Annotated in this window: 19 protein-coding genes; 9 read left to right on the top strand and 10 right to left on the bottom strand. The window is 59.1% G+C overall.

The window, feature by feature from the left end:
* Window positions 1-36 precede the first annotated feature (36 nt).
* Window positions 37-918, bottom strand: coding sequence for an alpha/beta fold hydrolase (locus BW974_RS06740; protein WP_076429130.1), 882 nt, complete (start codon window positions 916-918; stop codon window positions 37-39).
* 191 nt (window positions 919-1109) lie between these two features.
* On the opposite strand from BW974_RS06740, the gene BW974_RS24210 reads away from it, so the two are divergent.
* Window positions 1110-1352 (top strand): hypothetical protein, encoded by a 243-nt coding sequence (locus BW974_RS24210; protein ID WP_084186205.1) that lies wholly within the window; start codon window positions 1110-1112, stop codon window positions 1350-1352.
* Here BW974_RS24210 and BW974_RS06730 read toward each other — a convergent pair.
* The 4 genes from BW974_RS06730 to BW974_RS25445 all read right to left on the bottom strand — a co-directional run bounded on the left by BW974_RS06730 (window position 1344) and on the right by BW974_RS25445 (window position 4310).
* A complete protein-coding gene (locus BW974_RS06730) occupies window positions 1344-1901 on the bottom strand; it encodes an NUDIX hydrolase (RefSeq protein ID WP_245799941.1) in 558 nt (185 codons plus the stop codon). The genes BW974_RS24210 and BW974_RS06730 overlap by 9 nt on opposite strands.
* 138 nt (window positions 1902-2039) lie before the next feature.
* Entirely contained in the window at window positions 2040-2891 is an 852-nt protein-coding gene (locus tag BW974_RS06725) for a UbiA family prenyltransferase (RefSeq protein ID WP_076429128.1), read from the bottom strand.
* An 81-nt stretch (window positions 2892-2972) separates the two neighbouring features.
* A complete protein-coding gene (locus BW974_RS06720) occupies window positions 2973-4094 on the bottom strand; it encodes a pyridoxal phosphate-dependent aminotransferase (protein WP_076429126.1) in 1122 nt (373 codons plus the stop codon).
* Window positions 4095-4160: 66 nt separating this feature from the next.
* The gene (locus tag BW974_RS25445) at window positions 4161-4310 is read right to left on the bottom strand and encodes a hypothetical protein (RefSeq protein ID WP_175609631.1); all 150 of its coding nucleotides are present in this window, start codon (window positions 4308-4310) and stop codon (window positions 4161-4163) included.
* A gap of 150 nt (window positions 4311-4460) precedes the next feature.
* On the opposite strand from BW974_RS25445, the gene BW974_RS24575 reads away from it, so the two are divergent.
* Complete coding sequence (locus BW974_RS24575; protein ID WP_139328828.1) at window positions 4461-5213, top strand: peptidoglycan DD-metalloendopeptidase family protein; 753 nt, start codon at window positions 4461-4463, stop codon at window positions 5211-5213.
* Window positions 5214-5639: 426 nt separating this feature from the next.
* Here BW974_RS24575 and BW974_RS06705 read toward each other — a convergent pair whose 3' ends face one another.
* Window positions 5640-6386 (bottom strand): proteasome assembly chaperone family protein, encoded by a 747-nt coding sequence (locus BW974_RS06705; protein WP_076429124.1) that lies wholly within the window; start codon window positions 6384-6386, stop codon window positions 5640-5642.
* A 108-nt stretch (window positions 6387-6494) separates the two neighbouring features.
* Here BW974_RS06705 and BW974_RS06700 point away from each other — a divergent pair, with 108 nt between their 5' ends.
* Both BW974_RS06700 and BW974_RS06695 read left to right on the top strand, forming a co-directional pair.
* Window positions 6495-7400, top strand: coding sequence for an RsmB/NOP family class I SAM-dependent RNA methyltransferase (locus BW974_RS06700; RefSeq protein WP_076429122.1), 906 nt, complete (start codon window positions 6495-6497; stop codon window positions 7398-7400).
* The gene (locus BW974_RS06695) at window positions 7397-7912 is read left to right on the top strand and encodes a DUF7122 family protein (protein ID WP_076429120.1); all 516 of its coding nucleotides are present in this window, start codon (window positions 7397-7399) and stop codon (window positions 7910-7912) included. Before BW974_RS06700 ends, BW974_RS06695 begins: the two co-directional genes overlap by 4 nt.
* A 61-nt stretch (window positions 7913-7973) precedes the next feature.
* Here BW974_RS06695 and BW974_RS06690 read toward each other — a convergent pair whose 3' ends face one another.
* A complete protein-coding gene (locus BW974_RS06690; RefSeq protein WP_076429118.1) occupies window positions 7974-9476 on the bottom strand; it encodes a DUF790 family protein in 1503 nt (500 codons plus the stop codon).
* A gap of 78 nt (window positions 9477-9554) precedes the next feature.
* On the opposite strand from BW974_RS06690, the gene BW974_RS06685 reads away from it, so the two are divergent.
* Window positions 9555-9941, top strand: a complete 387-nt coding sequence (locus BW974_RS06685) for a hypothetical protein (protein ID WP_076429116.1) — start codon at window positions 9555-9557, stop codon at window positions 9939-9941.
* Here BW974_RS06685 and BW974_RS06680 read toward each other — a convergent pair whose 3' ends face one another.
* The 3 genes from BW974_RS06680 to BW974_RS06670 form a co-directional block, all read right to left on the bottom strand.
* On the bottom strand, window positions 9942-10466 hold the full coding sequence (locus BW974_RS06680) for a hypothetical protein (RefSeq protein WP_076429114.1): 525 nt from the start codon (window positions 10464-10466) through the stop codon (window positions 9942-9944).
* A 209-nt stretch (window positions 10467-10675) separates the two neighbouring features.
* On the bottom strand, window positions 10676-12034 hold the full coding sequence (locus tag BW974_RS06675; protein ID WP_076429112.1) for a DEAD/DEAH box helicase family protein: 1359 nt from the start codon (window positions 12032-12034) through the stop codon (window positions 10676-10678).
* 23 nt (window positions 12035-12057) lie between these two features.
* On the bottom strand, window positions 12058-12816 hold the full coding sequence (locus BW974_RS06670; protein WP_076429110.1) for a DUF2797 domain-containing protein: 759 nt from the start codon (window positions 12814-12816) through the stop codon (window positions 12058-12060).
* A 162-nt stretch (window positions 12817-12978) separates the two neighbouring features.
* Between BW974_RS06670 and BW974_RS06665 the strand changes: the two genes are divergently transcribed.
* From BW974_RS06665 to BW974_RS06650, 4 genes are all read left to right on the top strand, one after another.
* A complete protein-coding gene (locus tag BW974_RS06665) occupies window positions 12979-13206 on the top strand; it encodes a hypothetical protein (RefSeq protein ID WP_245799939.1) in 228 nt (75 codons plus the stop codon).
* A gap of 117 nt (window positions 13207-13323) precedes the next feature.
* Window positions 13324-14484 (top strand): S8 family peptidase, encoded by a 1161-nt coding sequence (locus BW974_RS06660; protein WP_076429108.1) that lies wholly within the window; start codon window positions 13324-13326, stop codon window positions 14482-14484.
* A gap of 141 nt (window positions 14485-14625) precedes the next feature.
* A complete protein-coding gene (locus tag BW974_RS06655) occupies window positions 14626-15816 on the top strand; it encodes a S8 family peptidase (protein WP_076429106.1) in 1191 nt (396 codons plus the stop codon).
* 154 nt (window positions 15817-15970) lie between these two features.
* Complete coding sequence (locus BW974_RS06650) at window positions 15971-17095, top strand: S8 family peptidase (RefSeq protein ID WP_076429104.1); 1125 nt, start codon at window positions 15971-15973, stop codon at window positions 17093-17095.
* Window positions 17096-17177: the final 82 nt, after the last annotated feature.

The following is a 17177-nucleotide window of genomic DNA, read 5'->3' as shown; positions in this document are numbered from 1 at the left end:
GGTCAAAAAGCTATGGCCGGCGGAAACCGGCGAAACTCAGCCTTCCAGAAATTCGACCAGCAGGTTGCTCACTTTCTCCGGTCGGTCATTCTGCACCCAGTGACTCGCGTTCGGCAGTCGTTCGACCCTGAGGTTCGGAACCCATCGCTCCATTCCCTCCGTCAGTTCGACTCGGAGGGCCGCGTCCTGTTCGCCCCAAATCAGTAGGGTGGGTGCCTGTACTTCGTTATTGCTTCGAGAGCGGCCGAACAGCGCCCGGAGTTCGTTCCGTGCTCGCTCCCAGAAGAGCGCTCGATAGTAGTTAATCGCGCTCGTCAGTGCACCCGGTTGCTTGGCGGCCTCGACGTATCGCTGAATGTCGAGTTCATCGAAGGCGTTCGGATTTTCCGCACCGTCGCGGAACAGTTCCGCGATGGGAGTGTAGTTGCGAATGGAGAGCAGACGTTCGGGGAGCCACGGCAACTGAAAGTAGAACACGTACCACGAACGCCGAAGTTGTTCCGGCGTTCGGAGCATCTCTCGAAACCGTTCCGGATGCGGTGCGTTCAATACCGCGAGTTTTTCGACTCGCTCGGGATGGCGAATGGCGACTTCCCACGCGATGAGGCCGCCCCAGTCGTGACCGACGATGTGGGCACTCTCTTCGTCAAAATGGTCGATAAGTCCGAGCACGTCGCCGACCAGTTCGTCGAGTCCGTACTGTTCGACGCTGTGCGGTTTCTCGGAGGCGTTGTAGCCGCGCAAATCCGGTGCGACGACCCGGTATCCGGCCTCCGCGAGTGCCGGAATCTGTTTCCGCCACGAGTACCAGAACTCCGGAAAACCGTGGAGGAGGACGACCAGCGGCCCCTCTCCGGCCTCGACGTAGTGGTGGCGGACGCCGTTGACGATTGCGTCGTCGTGAGTCAATTCAGGCATGCCAGTACCGACGGTGTTTTCGTGGTTAAGCGTTGACGTGTGTGCGTGCCGGAATCGCTTCGCGTTCCGCTCGGTGAGGTTCAACCCAGCCAGTTGTATCTCGATGAGTCGAAGCTATCGTCAGTCATCGAGTGGTTCGATTTCGAATCACCGAATTATGACGCTCTCCCGGTTCGAAAAATCCACGGCGAGTGGACGCTTACAGACTGGCGCACACCCGCGCATTCGTCGCGTATCTTTCGGGTGCGAACGAACTCCGGGTTGTTCGAGACGCCGACGAAATTTCCATTTCTGTCTACGAACAATGCGTCTCGTGGTGCAAGACAGAAGGAGTCCCCGAAATCTCGAATCTCGCAGGGCGAGTCGTGACGAGTTCGACCTTCGAGGAGGAGTGGATAGAACAGTGTCAGACGCTCGAAACGGAGTTACAGTAGTATTTGATTGACGTAATCGTCCATCTCACGCGCCAGCGAAATCGACCCTGGGAGAATCCAGAAATAATCGTAGACGACCCCCTCGTCTTCGCCGTCTCCTGTGACCGTGTGTCGCCACTGATCGCGGGATTCCTCCGCGATGAGGTGGAAGAAATGACGACGATACGATTTCGGCTTCTCGTGGTGTTCCCACACGTCCGTTGTGAGGGACTGTATCGACTCGAACTCCGTCAGACCGCTTTCTTCCTTCACTTCTCGAACGACCGCCTCGCGCGGCGACTCCCCGTCCTCGATGCCCCCTTTCGGAATCTGCACGCCCCCCTCCGGGTTGGGATGCTCAAACACGAGCAGTTCGCGGGACTCCGCCTCTTTGCGGGTGACGTAGGCGTACGCTTTTTCCTCGGTAAACGTTGATTCGGTCACGACTACAATTGTTAGATGAAGAGGAGAGGTGTAAGTGTCCCGGTCAGGGTTCGCGGGGAAATCGTTTTCGCTGTCCGGTTTTCGTCCGGAGTTTCGGTCTTGCCACCGATTTCGACCGTCGTTCACTCGCGCGCGACGAACATCCCGGTATTTTTCGTGACGTGGAAAACCCCGTCCCCGAACCGTTCTTCGTACTGCTCGGCGACCGTATCGGAGTCGAGCCAATCTGTCATAAATTCTGGTTTTATCAACAGGACAATAGCGTTACGACAGGGGCCGGAACCAAACCGCCGCGAGCAGAAGCGCGAGGAAAACGTACGACCCGCGAATTAGGAGCATCGTGGCCAATTCCGGCCCGGTACGGTGGGCGACGACGACGATTACCGCGAAGGCCAGCACCGCGAGAACACTGCTCGGGGGAAAGACCTCGGCGACGACGAATCCGAGGACGCAGAGCAGGGAGAATGCCATGAGCAAAAACGCCGTCGTCCGGGCGCATTCGCGCCCGAGGACGACTGCCACGGTGCGTTTCGAGATGGAACGGTCGTAGTCGTAATCCTGCGCGTCGTCGATGACTTTCACGCCGGAAAGGAGGACGAAAAAGACGCCAGCGAACGCGAGCGCAATCGGCGCGAGCGTTTGCGTTTGCGTGTAGAACCCGCCGAGAATCGCGAGCGCGATGCCGAGCGGGTAGCCCCCGGTCGCAGAAATCGGGTGCATGTCGAGTTGCGGCGCGTGGAGATAGCCGACGAACCACCCCGGAAGCGTGATGAGTGCGGCACCGATTCCGACGATGGCCCAAAGACCGGCGAGACAGAGCGCGAAGACTGCGGTCGCGGCGGCAAGGAGGAGTTTGCATCCTCGTTCTGTGAGTGGATGGTCGTCGTCCTCACCACGGACGTGAAAATCGATGTAGCCGTCCTTGACGTGGGCCGTGTAGACTCCCGCGAAGATGGCCGTCATGTGGAGTGCGCCCGTCAGGAGCGAGAACTGTCCGGCGAGCATGCTCCCGAACCACGACGCCGCGATGGGTGGAAGCATGAACACCGGATGAATCTGGGAAACGACGGCGCGGAAGGCGGAGACTGCGCCGGAGTCGTGGCGCGAGATGGGCATGGCATCAAAACACGGGGGCAAAGAAGATAAAATCTCAGGTCAGTGGAAGCACGGAGTGAAAAAGCGTTTCACCGATTCCGATTACCGAACCGCGTCCGCCGCTTCGCCCATGATTTCCAGCGCCTCCTTGATTTCTTCGACACCAGTTGCATAGGAGATGCGTGCGTAGCCAGCGCCGTTCTCGCCGAAGGCTTCGCCGGGAACGACGACGACGCCGCGGGAAAGCACTTCGTCAATCCATCCTTCGGGCACTTTCGGCATGGCGTAGAAGGCTCCGGACGGCGTCGGCGTTTCGAGGCCGATGTCCGAAAGGCCGTCCAAAAGTACGTCCCTGCGCTCTTCGAACGAGGAGACCATTTCCTGCACCGGGTCTTGCGGGCCGGAAAGCGCACCTTTCGCGGCGAACTGCGCCGGGGCGCTCGCGCAGGCTTGGACGTACTGATGAACGCGGAGCATGCGCTCGATTCGGCGTTCGCTTCCGGCGACCCAGCCGAGTCGCCAGCCGGTCATCGAGTAGGTTTTCGAGCAGGCGTTGACGATGACGACGTTGTCCGATTCCGCGAACTCCATCGGTGAGTAGTGGTCACCGTCGAAGACGATGTGTTCGTACACCTCGTCTGTGATGCAGAGTACATCGTGTTCGTCCGCGATGCGGGCGAACTCGCGAATGTCTTCCTCGGAAGAAACTGCGCCGGTCGGATTGCCGGGGCTGTTCACGACGAACGCCGCCGTGTCGTCCGTAATCGCGTCCTCGACATCTGCGGGGTCGAGTGTGAGGTCTTCGCGGACTGCCACTGGTTTCGGCGTTCCGCCAGCGATGTGCGTGAGGGCGTCGTAGGCGACGAATCCGGGGTCGGGGAAGATGACTTCCTCGCCCTGATTCACGTGAGCCTCCATAACGAGGTGAAGGGCTTCGCTTCCGCCTGCGGTAGCGATGATGTTCTCCGGCGGAACGTCGAGGTCGTTGTCGCGCTCGTGCTTCGCGCTGATGGCCTCTCGGAGTTCTACGATGCCTTTGTTCGAGGTGTAGGCGTCCGTCGCGCCGGATTCGATGGCGTCGAGTGCGGCCTGTCGCGCGTGCTGTGGGGTTGGAAAGTCCGGTTGGCCGATGCCGAGGTTGATAGCGTCGTCTCCTGCGGCTTCGAACACTTTCCGAATTCCGCTAATCGATACGTGTTCGACCCTGTCCGAAAAGCCGGTCATACGCCCGAAACCACGGAGCGGGGGGCGATAATTCTTCTCCTCGACTACTCGACAGTCGTGGTCGTTTTATTCGACCTGTGCGCGAAGGGATTCGAGATGGTCAGAAAGCACGGAGAGGGCGGCGTCGGCGTCCATGTAGCCGTTTTCGTACTCCGAGTACACTTTGTCCACGTCTCTGAAAAATTGGGTCAAATCAACGTCGTCAGATTCACTCATATTCGACCGAAGGCACTTCGAACCCAAAAACGTCCTGTTTGCATACTGAGAGTGGTTATCCGAATATAAATCTTATGATACAAATTTATTTTAAATAATATATTTACTGTAATAAATCTTAATATCAACCAGTAGAGTTCTGGATATGCGATGCCAGAAAAATTCAATCGACGATCGATACTCAAATCGCTCGGAACCGCGGCAACCGCCGGAACCGCAACGGTCGCAATGAGCGGTTCGGCGAGTGCGTTTACCATGGACGAACGTGTTGAAGTCACGGCGAGTGCGCTGAACACGCGGGAACAGCCTGGTACGGAGTCGACCGTCGTCGCCACGCTGAACAACGGCGAAGTCGGCGAAATCATGAACGGCCCGGTCGACGAAGACGGCTACCGCTGGTGGGGCGTCCACTGGCTCGACCGGAACGTGTGGGGCTGGTCGGTCGAGCAGTACCTCCAGTCCACGTCCGGTGGCGGCGGTGCTGACTTCGACTGGCCGATTACAGGCTACATCACCTCGCCGTACTCGTCGCCATCCCGTCCGAACCACCTCGCGGTGGACTTCGGAGCCAACGGCAACATCGGCGAGCCGATTTACGCGGCCCGCGACGGTGTCGTTGACATCCGAAGCTACCAAGCCGACGGCTGTGGCAACTACCTAAAACTCGGCCACGAGAACGGCTACCAGACACTCTACTGTCACCTGAACAGCTTCGACGTTGTGCAGGGCGAGAGTGTCTCGCGCGGCCAGAAAATCGGTGGCATGGGTGACACAGGTAACTCCACTGGTCCTCACCTCCACTTCACCATCGAGCAAAACCGCAACCACCTCTCGATTCCGGGTAACGACGGCGACAACGTCACCGCAGGCGACCCGATTCCGAAGGACTACTCCGGAATCTGAAATCGGCGCAGTCACAGGCATCAAGAACAATCAGTCGTTTTTTCAGGCGTCGAAATCGGGCGATTGTGCAGTTGCTTTAGCGAGGGCGAGACGGTAATTATCGGAAAGGACACAACCACTAGCGGTTGCCATCTACACAACCACTAAAATCATCAGGCGGCACTAACCACAGAGGTCAGCAATCGACACAACCGCCAGCGGCCAGCAGTTCTCCGCGAGCGAGGAGTGTAACGACGAGCGAGCGGGCCGACGACTGAACGGAGCGGGTTCTCGTGAGCGAAGCGAACGAGAGTACGGAAGACGCTTTGCGTCTTCCGGAGCGAAGTGAAGGAGGAGTGCTTTTGGTCGAGCTTTTACAGGATACCAGCAGAAATGGCGATGACTGTCATCGCCGTTTCTGCCCGTGACCGTCGTAAAAGGTCGTGCTCATTGGAACATCCGCAGTGGCTTCGCCTGCGAACTCTCTTCTTGCTCTGCTTCCTGCATACGCTGGGCGAACTGCTCTTTCTGCTCGCGGATGTCTTCTGCCCGCTCTACGAGGTCGTCGGTGTTCACCTCAATGTCGGCAATCGGGGCGATGCCGTCCTTGATGAGGACTTGGGCCGCTGCTGGGTCGGGGAACTGCGGGTCGGACTGGACGATGAGGCCGATTGCGTCGAGTCCGAGTTTGCCCGCACGATGCAAGAGCGCGCCGGTCGGCCCGCTGACCGCGCCCGTTTCGTTCGGGAAGCCGATTCCGCGCTCGTCCAGCACGTCGTTCATCTCGCCGGTCGAAACGCCGTACAGTTCGGGAACCGTTCCGACCTCCTTCTGGTGTGGCAGACCGCTCAGGTAGAGCGGCGTCGCGTCTTTCGACTGAATCCACGAGGAGACGCATTTTGCGAACTGCGGCGACCCGTCGGCGGACACGGGCACGTCGCTTTTGAGTGCGACCAGATTCCGCTCCTCGTCGGCGTACAGTCGCACGGGAGGCAGAAGTTCGCGGTCGTCGCCGTCGTACACCGCGATTTCTGGAATCCCGTCGCAGTCGATACCCGCGTAGTAGGTCATGTCGAACTGCTCTACGATGTGGTCGGTGGCGATTTTGCCGACCAATCCAAGTCCCGGAAGGCCTTCGACCAGTGTCGGCGCGTCGAGTTCGATGTCCTCGGCGACCACGGTAATATTACTCATACATCACAGTTCGGACGGGTTCAACTTAAAAAGGAGGTAGTGTTCAGTTATCGAACCCGTCACGTTGCTCCGAAACCCACAAACACCTCTCGCACGCAGTGACGAGTAATGGACGCACTGGAGCGATACGAACCCATCATCGACGACTTCGAGGCGTTTCGCGCCGCCTGTGAACGCCCGCTCCCGTCGGTCGTTCGGGTGAACGAAATCAAAGCGACCCGCGAGCAGGTGACTGAGGCGTTCGACGCCGAGGGAGTCGAATGGGAATCACGCGACTGGAACGAAAACGTACTGAAAATCGACAGCAGTCCGGGCAACACGTGGCCTTCGTTTCACGGCTGGACGCACGGACAGGAGGAAGTCTCTTCTATCTCGGCGTTCGCGCTCGACCCGGAACCCGGCGAGCGAGTCCTCGACTCCTGTGCCGCGCCGGGTAGCAAGACGACACAACTCGGCGCGCTGATGGACGACGACGGACTCATCGTCGCCAACGACAGCAACCTCGGACGACTGTCCGCGCTTCGATTCAACACCGAACGACTCGGGGTTACCTGCGTCGCCGTGACGAATCAGGACGCGCGCAACTTCTCGCTCAAACCGTTCGGCATCGAGGCGTTCGACTCGGCACTCGTTGACGTTCCCTGTTCCTGTGAAGGGACGATTCGAAAGAATCCGACCGCATTAGACGACTGGAGCCTCGACCACATCGAAGGCGTCGCGGGGGTACAAAAGGGAATCCTTCGCCGCGCAATCCAAGCCACGAAGGAAGGCGGCAGCGTCGTCTACTCCACCTGTACCTTCGCGCCGGAGGAAAACGAAGCCGTTCTAGACCACGTTCTCAAACGTGAAGACTGCCGACTGGTCGAGTACGACATCGGTCTTCAATCCGAACCCGGACTCACCGAATGGCAGGGCGACGAATTCGACGAGAGCATCCGGAAGGCGAAACGGTTCTACCCGCACCACAACGACACTGGCGGATTCTTTTGCGCGAAACTGGAGGTGGGGGCATGAGCGACGAGATGGAAACGAACGACGGGCAACGATTCGACCGCCTTCCCGCAACCGCCGAGGAACGCGAAGTTGCCGGGCGTGCGACCCGAGAGGAAATCATCGACTGGTGGAAAGAGCGATTTGGAGTCGCACCCGAGACGTTCGACGGCTACTCCTTCTGGGAAAAAGGGAAAGGGAAAATCTGGATTCTCCGCGGTGACCTCGATTCGCCGGTTCACATCGAAGCTCTCGGCATGACGTTCCTGCGAACTCGACAGCGACACTGGAAACCGACGACGAACGCGGCCCAGCGATTCGGCGGCCTCGCCAGCAAGAACGTCATCGGACTGGACGACGAGCAAGCGAGTCGGTTCGTCCGCGGGAAAGACCACGAACTCGACTGGGGCGGCGACTGGGGCTACCTCATCGTCAGCCACGAAATCGCGGGCGGGCGGGAACCGCTCGGCGTCGGCTTGTATCTCCACGGGGAACTGCAGTCGCTCGTTCCGAAGGGGCGACGGCGCGACCTGTAGTGGAGCAACTCAAACAACCCACAGAAATTGTTCTGCCTATGACAACCAAAATCGGTCGTCCCTAACCGCTTCGCCGAACAGTTCCGCCGCTCAGTCCCTCCCACTCGACTGCGTAGCCGAGTTCGGAAAGGATGGCACTGGCATCCTCGATGCCGGATTTGGCGAGGAGTTTTTCCACCTCGGAGTACGCCATTCCGTCCTCGATTTCGTCCCGCAGTTCGGCGAGAATCGCGGGACGAATCAGCGTCCGACCGACTCGGTCGTGTTCTGGAAACGCCTTGTCCTCGATGGCGTCCTCGCTGACGCCGTGATTGTCGGCGAGGTCGGCGAGTGAAATCGCGTCCTCGTCCGGAACGATTTCGTCCGGAAGGGAGTGTGCGCTTTCAGCCACCAATTCGTCTTCGTAGCGTCTGAGCGCGGCGCGAACGTCCTTGACGCGAATCCGGGCCGAATACGGTATCGCGCGGTGGTCGCGGGCCGTGATTTCCTCGCCGACGCCGAGCGATTCGTCCACCGCCACGAGCAGTTCGTCTTCGACGCTGTCGAGTTGCGACAGTTTCTTTTCGACGTACTCGGGCGTCCAGAAGCCCATGATTTCGAAGAAGACGCGGAAATCGGCGTGTCGGTAGTCGAACGCGAAATCGGGAATCATCACTTTCGCACCCGCCTCCAGCGGTTCCGGTTCACGCACGAGGTTCCAGTCCAACCCGAGCGCGGCGAATCGCGCGGCGAACTCGCGTTCGACGTCGCTGTCGAAGGAAACGTCGCTGACCGGCTCCGCACCCGGCGGCCGAACCGGGTCGGAATCGGAGAGGGTGAAGTCGCGCTCGGTTCCGGAATCGTCGATGGTTGCAGTGAGACGCCATTCGTCCGCTTTGACGACGGTTCGGAGCAAGCGCGCAAATCGCGTTCCGTACCGTCGTGTGGCGCGAAAGAGGGCGTCCGGCCCGGTGACGACGACTTCCCGCCCGCGGTCTGTTTTGCGAATTTCGTACATCAGTCGAAGTCGCTTGACGGCGGAGACAAGCGCCTTCGGATCGGAACTCAGAACGCGGAGTTCAGTCGCGTCGAACAGCGCGGTTTGGGCGAGCGAGAGATTGTACTGGGCGACCAGTTCGTCGGGGTTCCAGCGCGAGTCGAAAGAGGCCAAGATCTGGCGTTCCTCCAAATCGGCGTACAGCGAACGTTCGATGTCGTCCGGGGTTGCGTCGAGGCGGTCTGCGGCGTGCTTGAGTGCGGTTTTGCGGTCGGAGTCGCACGCGACTCCGACCGCCTCGGCTTCCTCGAAGGCGACGTTTCGCGCGTGTTCGGGATGAACCGGTGCCCGTGGTTCGAACGTCGATTCGCGTTCGAGCAGTTTGGCGAGGCCTCGCACGAGTTTAAAATGCGGTGCGTCGGGTTCGAGGTCGGCGAGGGCTGACTGGAGTGCAGAACGCGGTTCGCCGACGTGACCCTGATACGTTCCGAGGACGCGCGCGGCGAGCGGGCGGTGTTCTCGTCCGGCAAACTGCGGATGGTAGCCTCCCCCGGCGCGAGACACCCGGAGCAGGTCTTTCGTAAGCACGATTCGACGTAGGAAAGGAACGTACAAAAGCCGTCGGAATGAGAAGATTCATTCCGCGTGACCCAATGGGTGTGGAGTATGCGCAGACGAAACGCCCTCCAGCAGTTCGGTTTGGTTGCCGCCCTCGCTTCGACCGGCGGTTGTGCTTCTATTCTCGGTGGCGGGAGTGAGACAGACGACGGCGACAGAGCGCGCTCGGGAGACTTAGAAACCATCGGCATCGACAGCATCGTCGAAGGCGAGAGCGGGAATCTCGTCGTCGTTGTCAACATCGAGAACCACGGCGATAGCCAGTCGTCAGCAAAGCTCAACGTGGCCGCCACCATCGGCGAGACGGTACACGAGAAAACGCCGGAAGTGACCGTTCCGGGCGGTCAAACGAAAGGCGTCCGAATCCCGTTCGAAGTCGAGTATTCGAAGTACGAGGAGGCGTCGCGGACGAGCATCGACCTCGACTTGAAATAACTACAGCACCATTCCCGCGACGAGTGCGATGACGATTATTTTCTTGACGATGATGACCGCGATGACGGTCTGTTTCATCGACAGCGACCGCGCCCACGCGACGAATCGGCGCAGATAGCCGGGTGAACGGGCGAGTTCTCGCGCGAGCAGTTCGAGTTCAGTGCGGAACGTCTCGGTCACCGAACCTTCCCCTTCGGTGTACGCGAGGGTGGAAATCGGAACCCAACCGCGACCGGTGTACCGCACCGTCAGCGATAGCCCTTCGAGGTGGCCGACCTGCGCGAACTCGAATCCGTGGTCGTCCGTCAGCGATTCGAGTTTGCGCACGTCCCGGTCGTCGTCCAACTCGTACACCAACCGTTTCGAATCAGTCGTCCAATCGAAGGCGAGCGTGAGGACGACCTGTTCGTTGCTCACGTACACGTGTTCGACGATCGCCGTCTCGGTGTTGCCATCTCGCTCTTTCTGTTTCGCGGTCAGCAGTTCGTACTTCTCGGTCGTGGGGTCGGTGGATGCGTGGGCCATTGTTCCTTCATATTACGTCATATCGGAAGGGGGTTCCCCCGAAAGCCATGTCAGAGGGGAAGGGGTCGCCCCCATTTGAAGCAACGAGCAGGCGGGTATTGAGTACTCACAAAATAGTATAGAAACTATACAAACCATCCAGAGTACCGAAACCATCGAAAGTAGTGAAACGGAAAAAAGCAGGAACGCAAGCAAACCGGAAATCGGCGTCAGCGACGCCGGTTCGCCACTCGAACTTCCGCGGTTTCTTTCGTCACGACTTCGTAGAGAATCGCGCGCCCGCCGTCTTCTTTCGGGCGGAGGATTCGCCCGAGTCGTTGCGTGAACTCGCGCTCGCTTCCGCTTCCCGAGAGGACGACTGCAACGTTGGCATCGGGAACGTCAACCCCCTCGTCCAGCACGTTGGACGTGATGACGCGGGAGTACACCCCTCGCCGGAATCGGTCGAGTATCTCGCGGCGTTCCGCTGCGGCGGTCTGGTGCGTGATCGCGGGAATGAGAAATCGCTCCGAAAGTCGATAAACGAGGTCGTTGTGGGCGGTGAACACGATAACGCGGTCGTCACGGTGCTGACGCAAAATATCCGCGAGCGCGGTCACTTTGCCCTCGCTGTTCATCATGATGTCTCGCGCGCGCTGGTTCGCAAGCAGTGCTTCGCGGGCTTTCGGGTCGTTTCCGGAGCGTTTGACGAGTTCCAAATAGTCGCTCCCGCTCCGCATGTCGATACTCGACTGCGCGAGATACCGGGTGAAAACCTGCTGTTTGCGTTCGTATCGCTCGCGTTCTTCGGTCGTGAGTTCGACCGTCAGGCGCTTTACGTCGTAGGGGGCGAGGTGTTCACCCGCCAAATCGTCCACGTCGATGTCGAACACCTTTTCTCCGACGAGGTCGGTGACGACTTCGTGTGCGCCGTCGGGGCGCTCGAACGTCGCCGTCAGTCCCATTCGTGCCGGTGCCGCGAGAAGACGCGCGATTTCGCGGTAGCCCTCGCCGCCGAGGTGGTGTACTTCGTCGAAAATGACGAGGCCGAATCGGTCGCCGATGTCGTCCGCCCGGAGGTAGGCAGAATCGTAGGTCGAAACCGTGAGGGCTTCTACGCGCTGTTCGCCGCCGCCGAGTTGGCCGATTGGCACGTCGAACTCGGTTTCGAGGATTCCGCGCCACTGTTCGAGCAGGTCGATGGTCGGAACGACGACCAGCGTGGGCGTCCCACACTTTTCGATTGCCTTGACGCCGATAACCGTTTTTCCGCTTCCGGTGGGGAGTTCGAGCACGCCGCGGCGGTTCGCGTCGTCCCACGAATCAAGGGCGTCGGCCTGATACTCCCGGAGGTCGTAGGCAGAAAGAATCGTGGGAAGTTCGGGCAGGTCGAGGACGGAATCTTCTGTCGCGATGTTCTGTGAATCGAAATAGTCGCAGAGTGCGGCGTATCGAAACGCGGGTGCACGCAGTGTTTTCGAACGGGGGTCGGATTCGATAAAGGGCAAGTCGGATGCGGTAAGTGGCAGGTCGTCGTCGATTTCGACCCGGAGCGTCCCGCCCTCGAACGAGATGGTCACATCGGCCACATCGAAACTGGGGATGCTGTGGCCTAAAAAGTGCCGAGGCTGGCTTGCAGGCTTCGTTCCGTGGTACCCGCTTCGAGTTCGTAGCCGACCAAATCGCGCATGTCGGTGGCGTAGGCAGTTCCGCCGCGTTCGAGGACGAGAACGCGGCCCTGTGTCCCGACGACGGTGCCGCTGGCGAGCGTTTCGTGAACCGGAGCAGAGTCGAGTTCGAAGCCGTAATCGAAGTCGAAACTGGCGATTGGGTCGAACGCGGAAAGCGCGTCGTTCCACGTGGATTCATCGACGGTTCGGTTGAGGTCACGAATCTTTGTCGGAACCCGCACGCGGTCGGTGAACTCCTCTGCGATTTCGGCTTCGAGCTGGCGGGCGATTCGTCCGTCTTTCACAGTCTGAAGGTGGACGGCGCGGTCTGCGCCCTGTTCTTTGAGTCGGGTTTCGAGTCGCCATTCGCGCGTAACGCCGACTTTGAACGTCGTGGGGGCGAACGCCGCGAGATAGATGGCGTGGGGTTCGTAGCAGTCCATCTCGTCTTTGAGACAGGTCCCGGTACAGCGGGCGCAAATCCACGTCGAGGTGTGAGCATCGCAGTATGGTGCGCCGGGTCGGGTACACGGGACGTGTACCGACCCGTCGAACGTCCCGGCGCAGTGTCGTCGACCGAGGGTGTATTCGAGTTCGGAGCCAACTGATAGTTCTTCGCGCGATAGTGAATCCTCGTCACTCACTAACAAGGCAGGCGCGCCATCTCCGGATGCACCGGTGTCGTACCCGACGATTTGCACGATTGATCGTCCGTTCTAAACGATAAAAGCCGTGTCGTTTGCCGGAGGTGGAATTTTGTTGGACGGTTGATTTGTTAATAATCGTGGTTAAAATTGAGTAGTATTGGAATATTTGAAATTAAGGACAATGCTTTAATAACCCATGTGTTGTAGCAACATAGCGTGCCGGAGAGTGACACAGGGGATTCCGGGGACGACACCGTAGCGGTGAACGTCGGATTCGACGGCGATGAAGGTCGAAAATCGGCGGTAGAGACCTCCGTGGAAGTTGTTCGTGAGTTCAGTTCTCTCGATGTCGTGACGGTCCGAATTCCGCGGTCGGCGTGGACTGAACTGGAAAACCACCCCGAAATCAGATACGTCGAAGAAAACGGACAAACAGGCGGTTAAACCGCGTTAAAAGCCAACTTCGATTGCTTGTCGCTTTCTTAGTGGCATCTTTGTTTAATATTTTTATAACCTTCTGTAGAAAATTATTTAAGCATATGCTAAGTTGTACCAAATTGCATGGCAAGGAAAGCCAATGGCGTTTCGCGGCGAAATGTACTCAAACTCACTGGCGGTTCACTGGCAATGGCCGGAACGACCGGTCTTGCTGCGGCGAAGCCGACCGACCAAGTCGAAGTAAACGTCGGTTTCAAGAGCGAACGCGGACGGGCAATGGCCCGAAGCAGTGCGAACGAAGTCGTTCGGGAGTTCAACTCCATCAAAGCGATGACGATTCGAGTGCCAAAGCAGGCGGCAACCGCACTCGGGAAGAACCCGAACGTGCGCTACGTCGAAGAAAACGGTCAGATGCACGCTCTCGCGGAAACCGAACCGTGGGGCATCGACCGCGTTGATGCGGATGTTGCCCACGCGAATGGTGACACGGGTGCGGGCGCAGATATCGCGATTCTCGACACAGGTATCGACTCCGACCACCCAGACCTGCAGGCAAACATCGGTGCAGGACGAGCGTTCACCAAGTGTAAAGGCGGCCCAAAAAGTTGCCCGAACGACTGGGACGACGACAACGACCACGGTACGCACTGTGCCGGTATCGCCGACGCTGTCGACAACAGTCAAGGTGTCATCGGTGTCTCCACTGAAGCGACACTCCACGCGGTGAAGGTTCTCAACAAGCGCGGCAGCGGTTCGTTCTCCGACATCGCCGCTGGTGTCGAATACGTCGCAGACCAGGGCTGGGACGTCGCCAGCATGAGTCTCGGCGCGTCCTCCGGTTCCGCCGCACTTCGCGATGCCTGCCAATACGCCGTGAACAACGGTGTCTTCGTCGTGGCCGCGGCAGGTAACTCCGGTCCATGTTCGGACTGTGTCGGTTACCCTGCTGCCTACCCAGAAGTGATGGCAGTCAGTTCGACCAACTCCAGCGACGGTCTCTCGTCCTTCTCCTCGACCGGTCCGGAAGTCGAAATCGCCGCACCCGGTTCGGACGTCTACTCGACCATCCCCGGTGGAGACTACGCCAGTTTCTCCGGAACGTCGATGGCAACGCCGCACGTCGCAGGTGCCGCAGGCCAGCTGATGGCAAACGGTGCCTCCAACACGCAAGCGCGTGATACACTCACGAACACAGCAGAAAACATCGGTCTGGCGGACAACGAGTCCGGTGCAGGCCTTCTCGACGTGGCCGCCGCGCTCGGCTACGACTCCAGCGACAACTAAGCGTATCGGTCAGCGGCCACAACCTGCTCATATTATTTCACAAATTAATTCTATAGAAATATATTTAAAAATAGTTGTAATTATATTGTCTTATATTAAAATCAAAGGGTTTTTATTCCATGGTATGTTCTCACAAATCGTATGCCAAGGAAAGCCAATGGCGTTTCGCGGCGGAATGTACTCAAACTCACTGGCGGTTCACTGGCGGCGGCCGGTGCAACCGGCCTCGCGTCTGCGGCTCCGACTGACAAGGTGGAAGTCAACGTCGGTTTCAACAGCGAGCGCGGTCGGGCGATGACCCGAAGTAGTGCGGACGAAGTCGTCCGGGAGTTCAACTCGATTAAAGCGATGACCATCCGAGTGCCGAAGAAGGCGGCAACCGCACTCGAAAAGAACCCGAACATTCGCTACGTCGAAGCGAACGGTACGATGGAAGCCCTCGCGGAAACCGAACCGTGGGGTATCGACCGCGTCGATGCGGAGGTCGCTCACGCGAACGGTGACCTCGGCGCAGGTGCCGACATCGCTATCGTCGACACGGGAATCGACGACGACCACCCAGACCTGCAAGACCACCTCGGCTCCGGCGAGGCCTTCGTCTCCTGTGGCAGTGGCGGCTTCACGGGAAGCTGTATGTTCTCTGGAAACAGCAACTCCTGTAACGTTTCGTGGTCGGACGACAACGACCACGGTACCCACTGTGCCGGTACCGCGGCAGGTGACGACAACACGGAAGGTGTCGTCGGTGTCGCACCGAACGCAACGCTTCACGCGGTCAAAGTGCTGGACTGTGCTGGTAGCGGTTCGTTCTCCGACATCGCCGCCGGTGTCGAGTACGTCGCCGACCAAGGCTGGGACGTCGCCAGCATGAGCCTCGGTGGCTCGTCCAGTTCCTCGGCGCTCCGCGATGCAGTCCAGTACGCCTACGACAACGGCGTCTCGATTATCGCCGCCGCCGGTAACTCCGGTCAGTGTACCGACTGTGTCGGTTACCCTGCCGCCTACCCAGAGACTATCGCAGTCGCGTCCTCGAACGACAGCGACGGTCAGTCGTCGTTCTCCAGCCAAGGGCCAGAAGTCGACATCATCGCACCTGGTACGGACGTCTACTCGACGGTTCCGGGCGGCTACGACACGTTCTCGGGAACCTCGATGGCGACGCCGCACGTCGCGGGTGCCGTTGGCCTCCTGATGTCGCAGGGCTACTCGGCCCGCGACGCGGAGAGCCAAATCCTGAGCACGGCCAAAGACATCGGCCTGCCAGAGAACGAGCAGGGACAAGGCCTCCTCGACGTGGCCGCCGCGCTCGGCTACGATTCCAGCGACAACTAATCGACAGTCGCTCTCGAGTCATTCATTTTACACCACTTCGGAAGTCAGTAGCGTGATGCTAGCGACTTAATTTATAATACAGCAAAAATTGACCATAATTAATTTAATATATTATAGAAGGAATTATACCGGGAGATAGTCTCTGTATTAATTGATGGTGGAAGAAAGCCACACACGACGAAACGTACTGAAAGCGACCGGTGTATCCATTGTCACACTGGGCGGCAGTGGCGTCGCCGCGGGACGGGAGAACGTTCGAGAGGTGAACGTCGGATTCGACAGCACGTCTGCACGGAGATTTGCGGTGGAGGCGTCGAACGACGTCATTCGTGAGTTCGATTCGATAAACGCGATGACGATTCGTGTCCCCGAGCAGGCGATTACCGCGCTCGAAAGCGCGCCGGACGTGAACTACGTCGAGGAGAACGGCCAGATGCACGCTCTCGCCGAAACCCTCCCGTGGGGCGTCGACCGCATCGACGCCGATGTCGCGCAGGCGAACGGCTACACCGGCGCGGGCGCGGATGTGGCGGTCGTGGATACGGGAATCGACGCCGACCACCCCGACCTACAAGCGAATCTCGGAAACGGGAAGACGTATCATGGCAGTTCGTGGTCGGATGAGAACGGCCACGGAACGCACGTCGCGGGGACGATTGCGGCGGTCAACAACTACTCCGGCGTCGGAAGCATCGCGCCCGATGCGACCCTGCACGCGGTGAAAGCACTGAACAGATACGGAAGCGGGACGTACTCCGACATCGCGTCAGGTATCGAATGGGCCGCGAATCAGGGACACGACGTTATCAACCTGAGCCTCGGCGGAAGCAAATCCGCGACCATCGAAAGTGCGGTCGAATACGCATACAGCCAAGGGTCGTTGCTCGTCGGTGCTGGCGGCGGTTCCGGGCCGTGTAGTGGGGGTTGTGTGGGCTATCCCGCCGCAGAACCGGAAGTTATCGCGGTCGGTGCCACGAACGAGAACGACGGTCGGGCGAGTTTCTCCAGCCAAGGGCCGGAAATCGAACTCGCAGGGCCCGGTACGAACATCTATTCGACCTACTACGACAACACCTACGAGACGCTGTCGGGCACGTCGATGGCGACTGCGCACGTTGCTGGTGCCGCAGCACAGGTTACCGCTGCTGGCTACTCGAACACGGATGCGCGCCAGCGACTCCACGACACGGCGGAAGATCTTGGTCTGTCGAGCGACGAACAAGGATACGGTCTGGTCGATGTGGCGGCCGCGCTCGGTCTGAACTCGGCGGATAACTAACCGCCGGTTCAAACCGCCGATTTCGGCCCCCTACTGTTATTTTCAAACAAAAAAATATTAATTAATATATTTATTAGAGAAA

Origin of the sequence: Haladaptatus litoreus (assembly GCF_900156425.1) — an archaeon.
Classification (GTDB): domain Archaea; phylum Halobacteriota; class Halobacteria; order Halobacteriales; family Haladaptataceae; genus Haladaptatus; species Haladaptatus litoreus.
The sequence above is the reverse complement of the archived record's forward strand: the minus strand, read 5'-3'. Positions and strand labels throughout refer to the sequence as shown.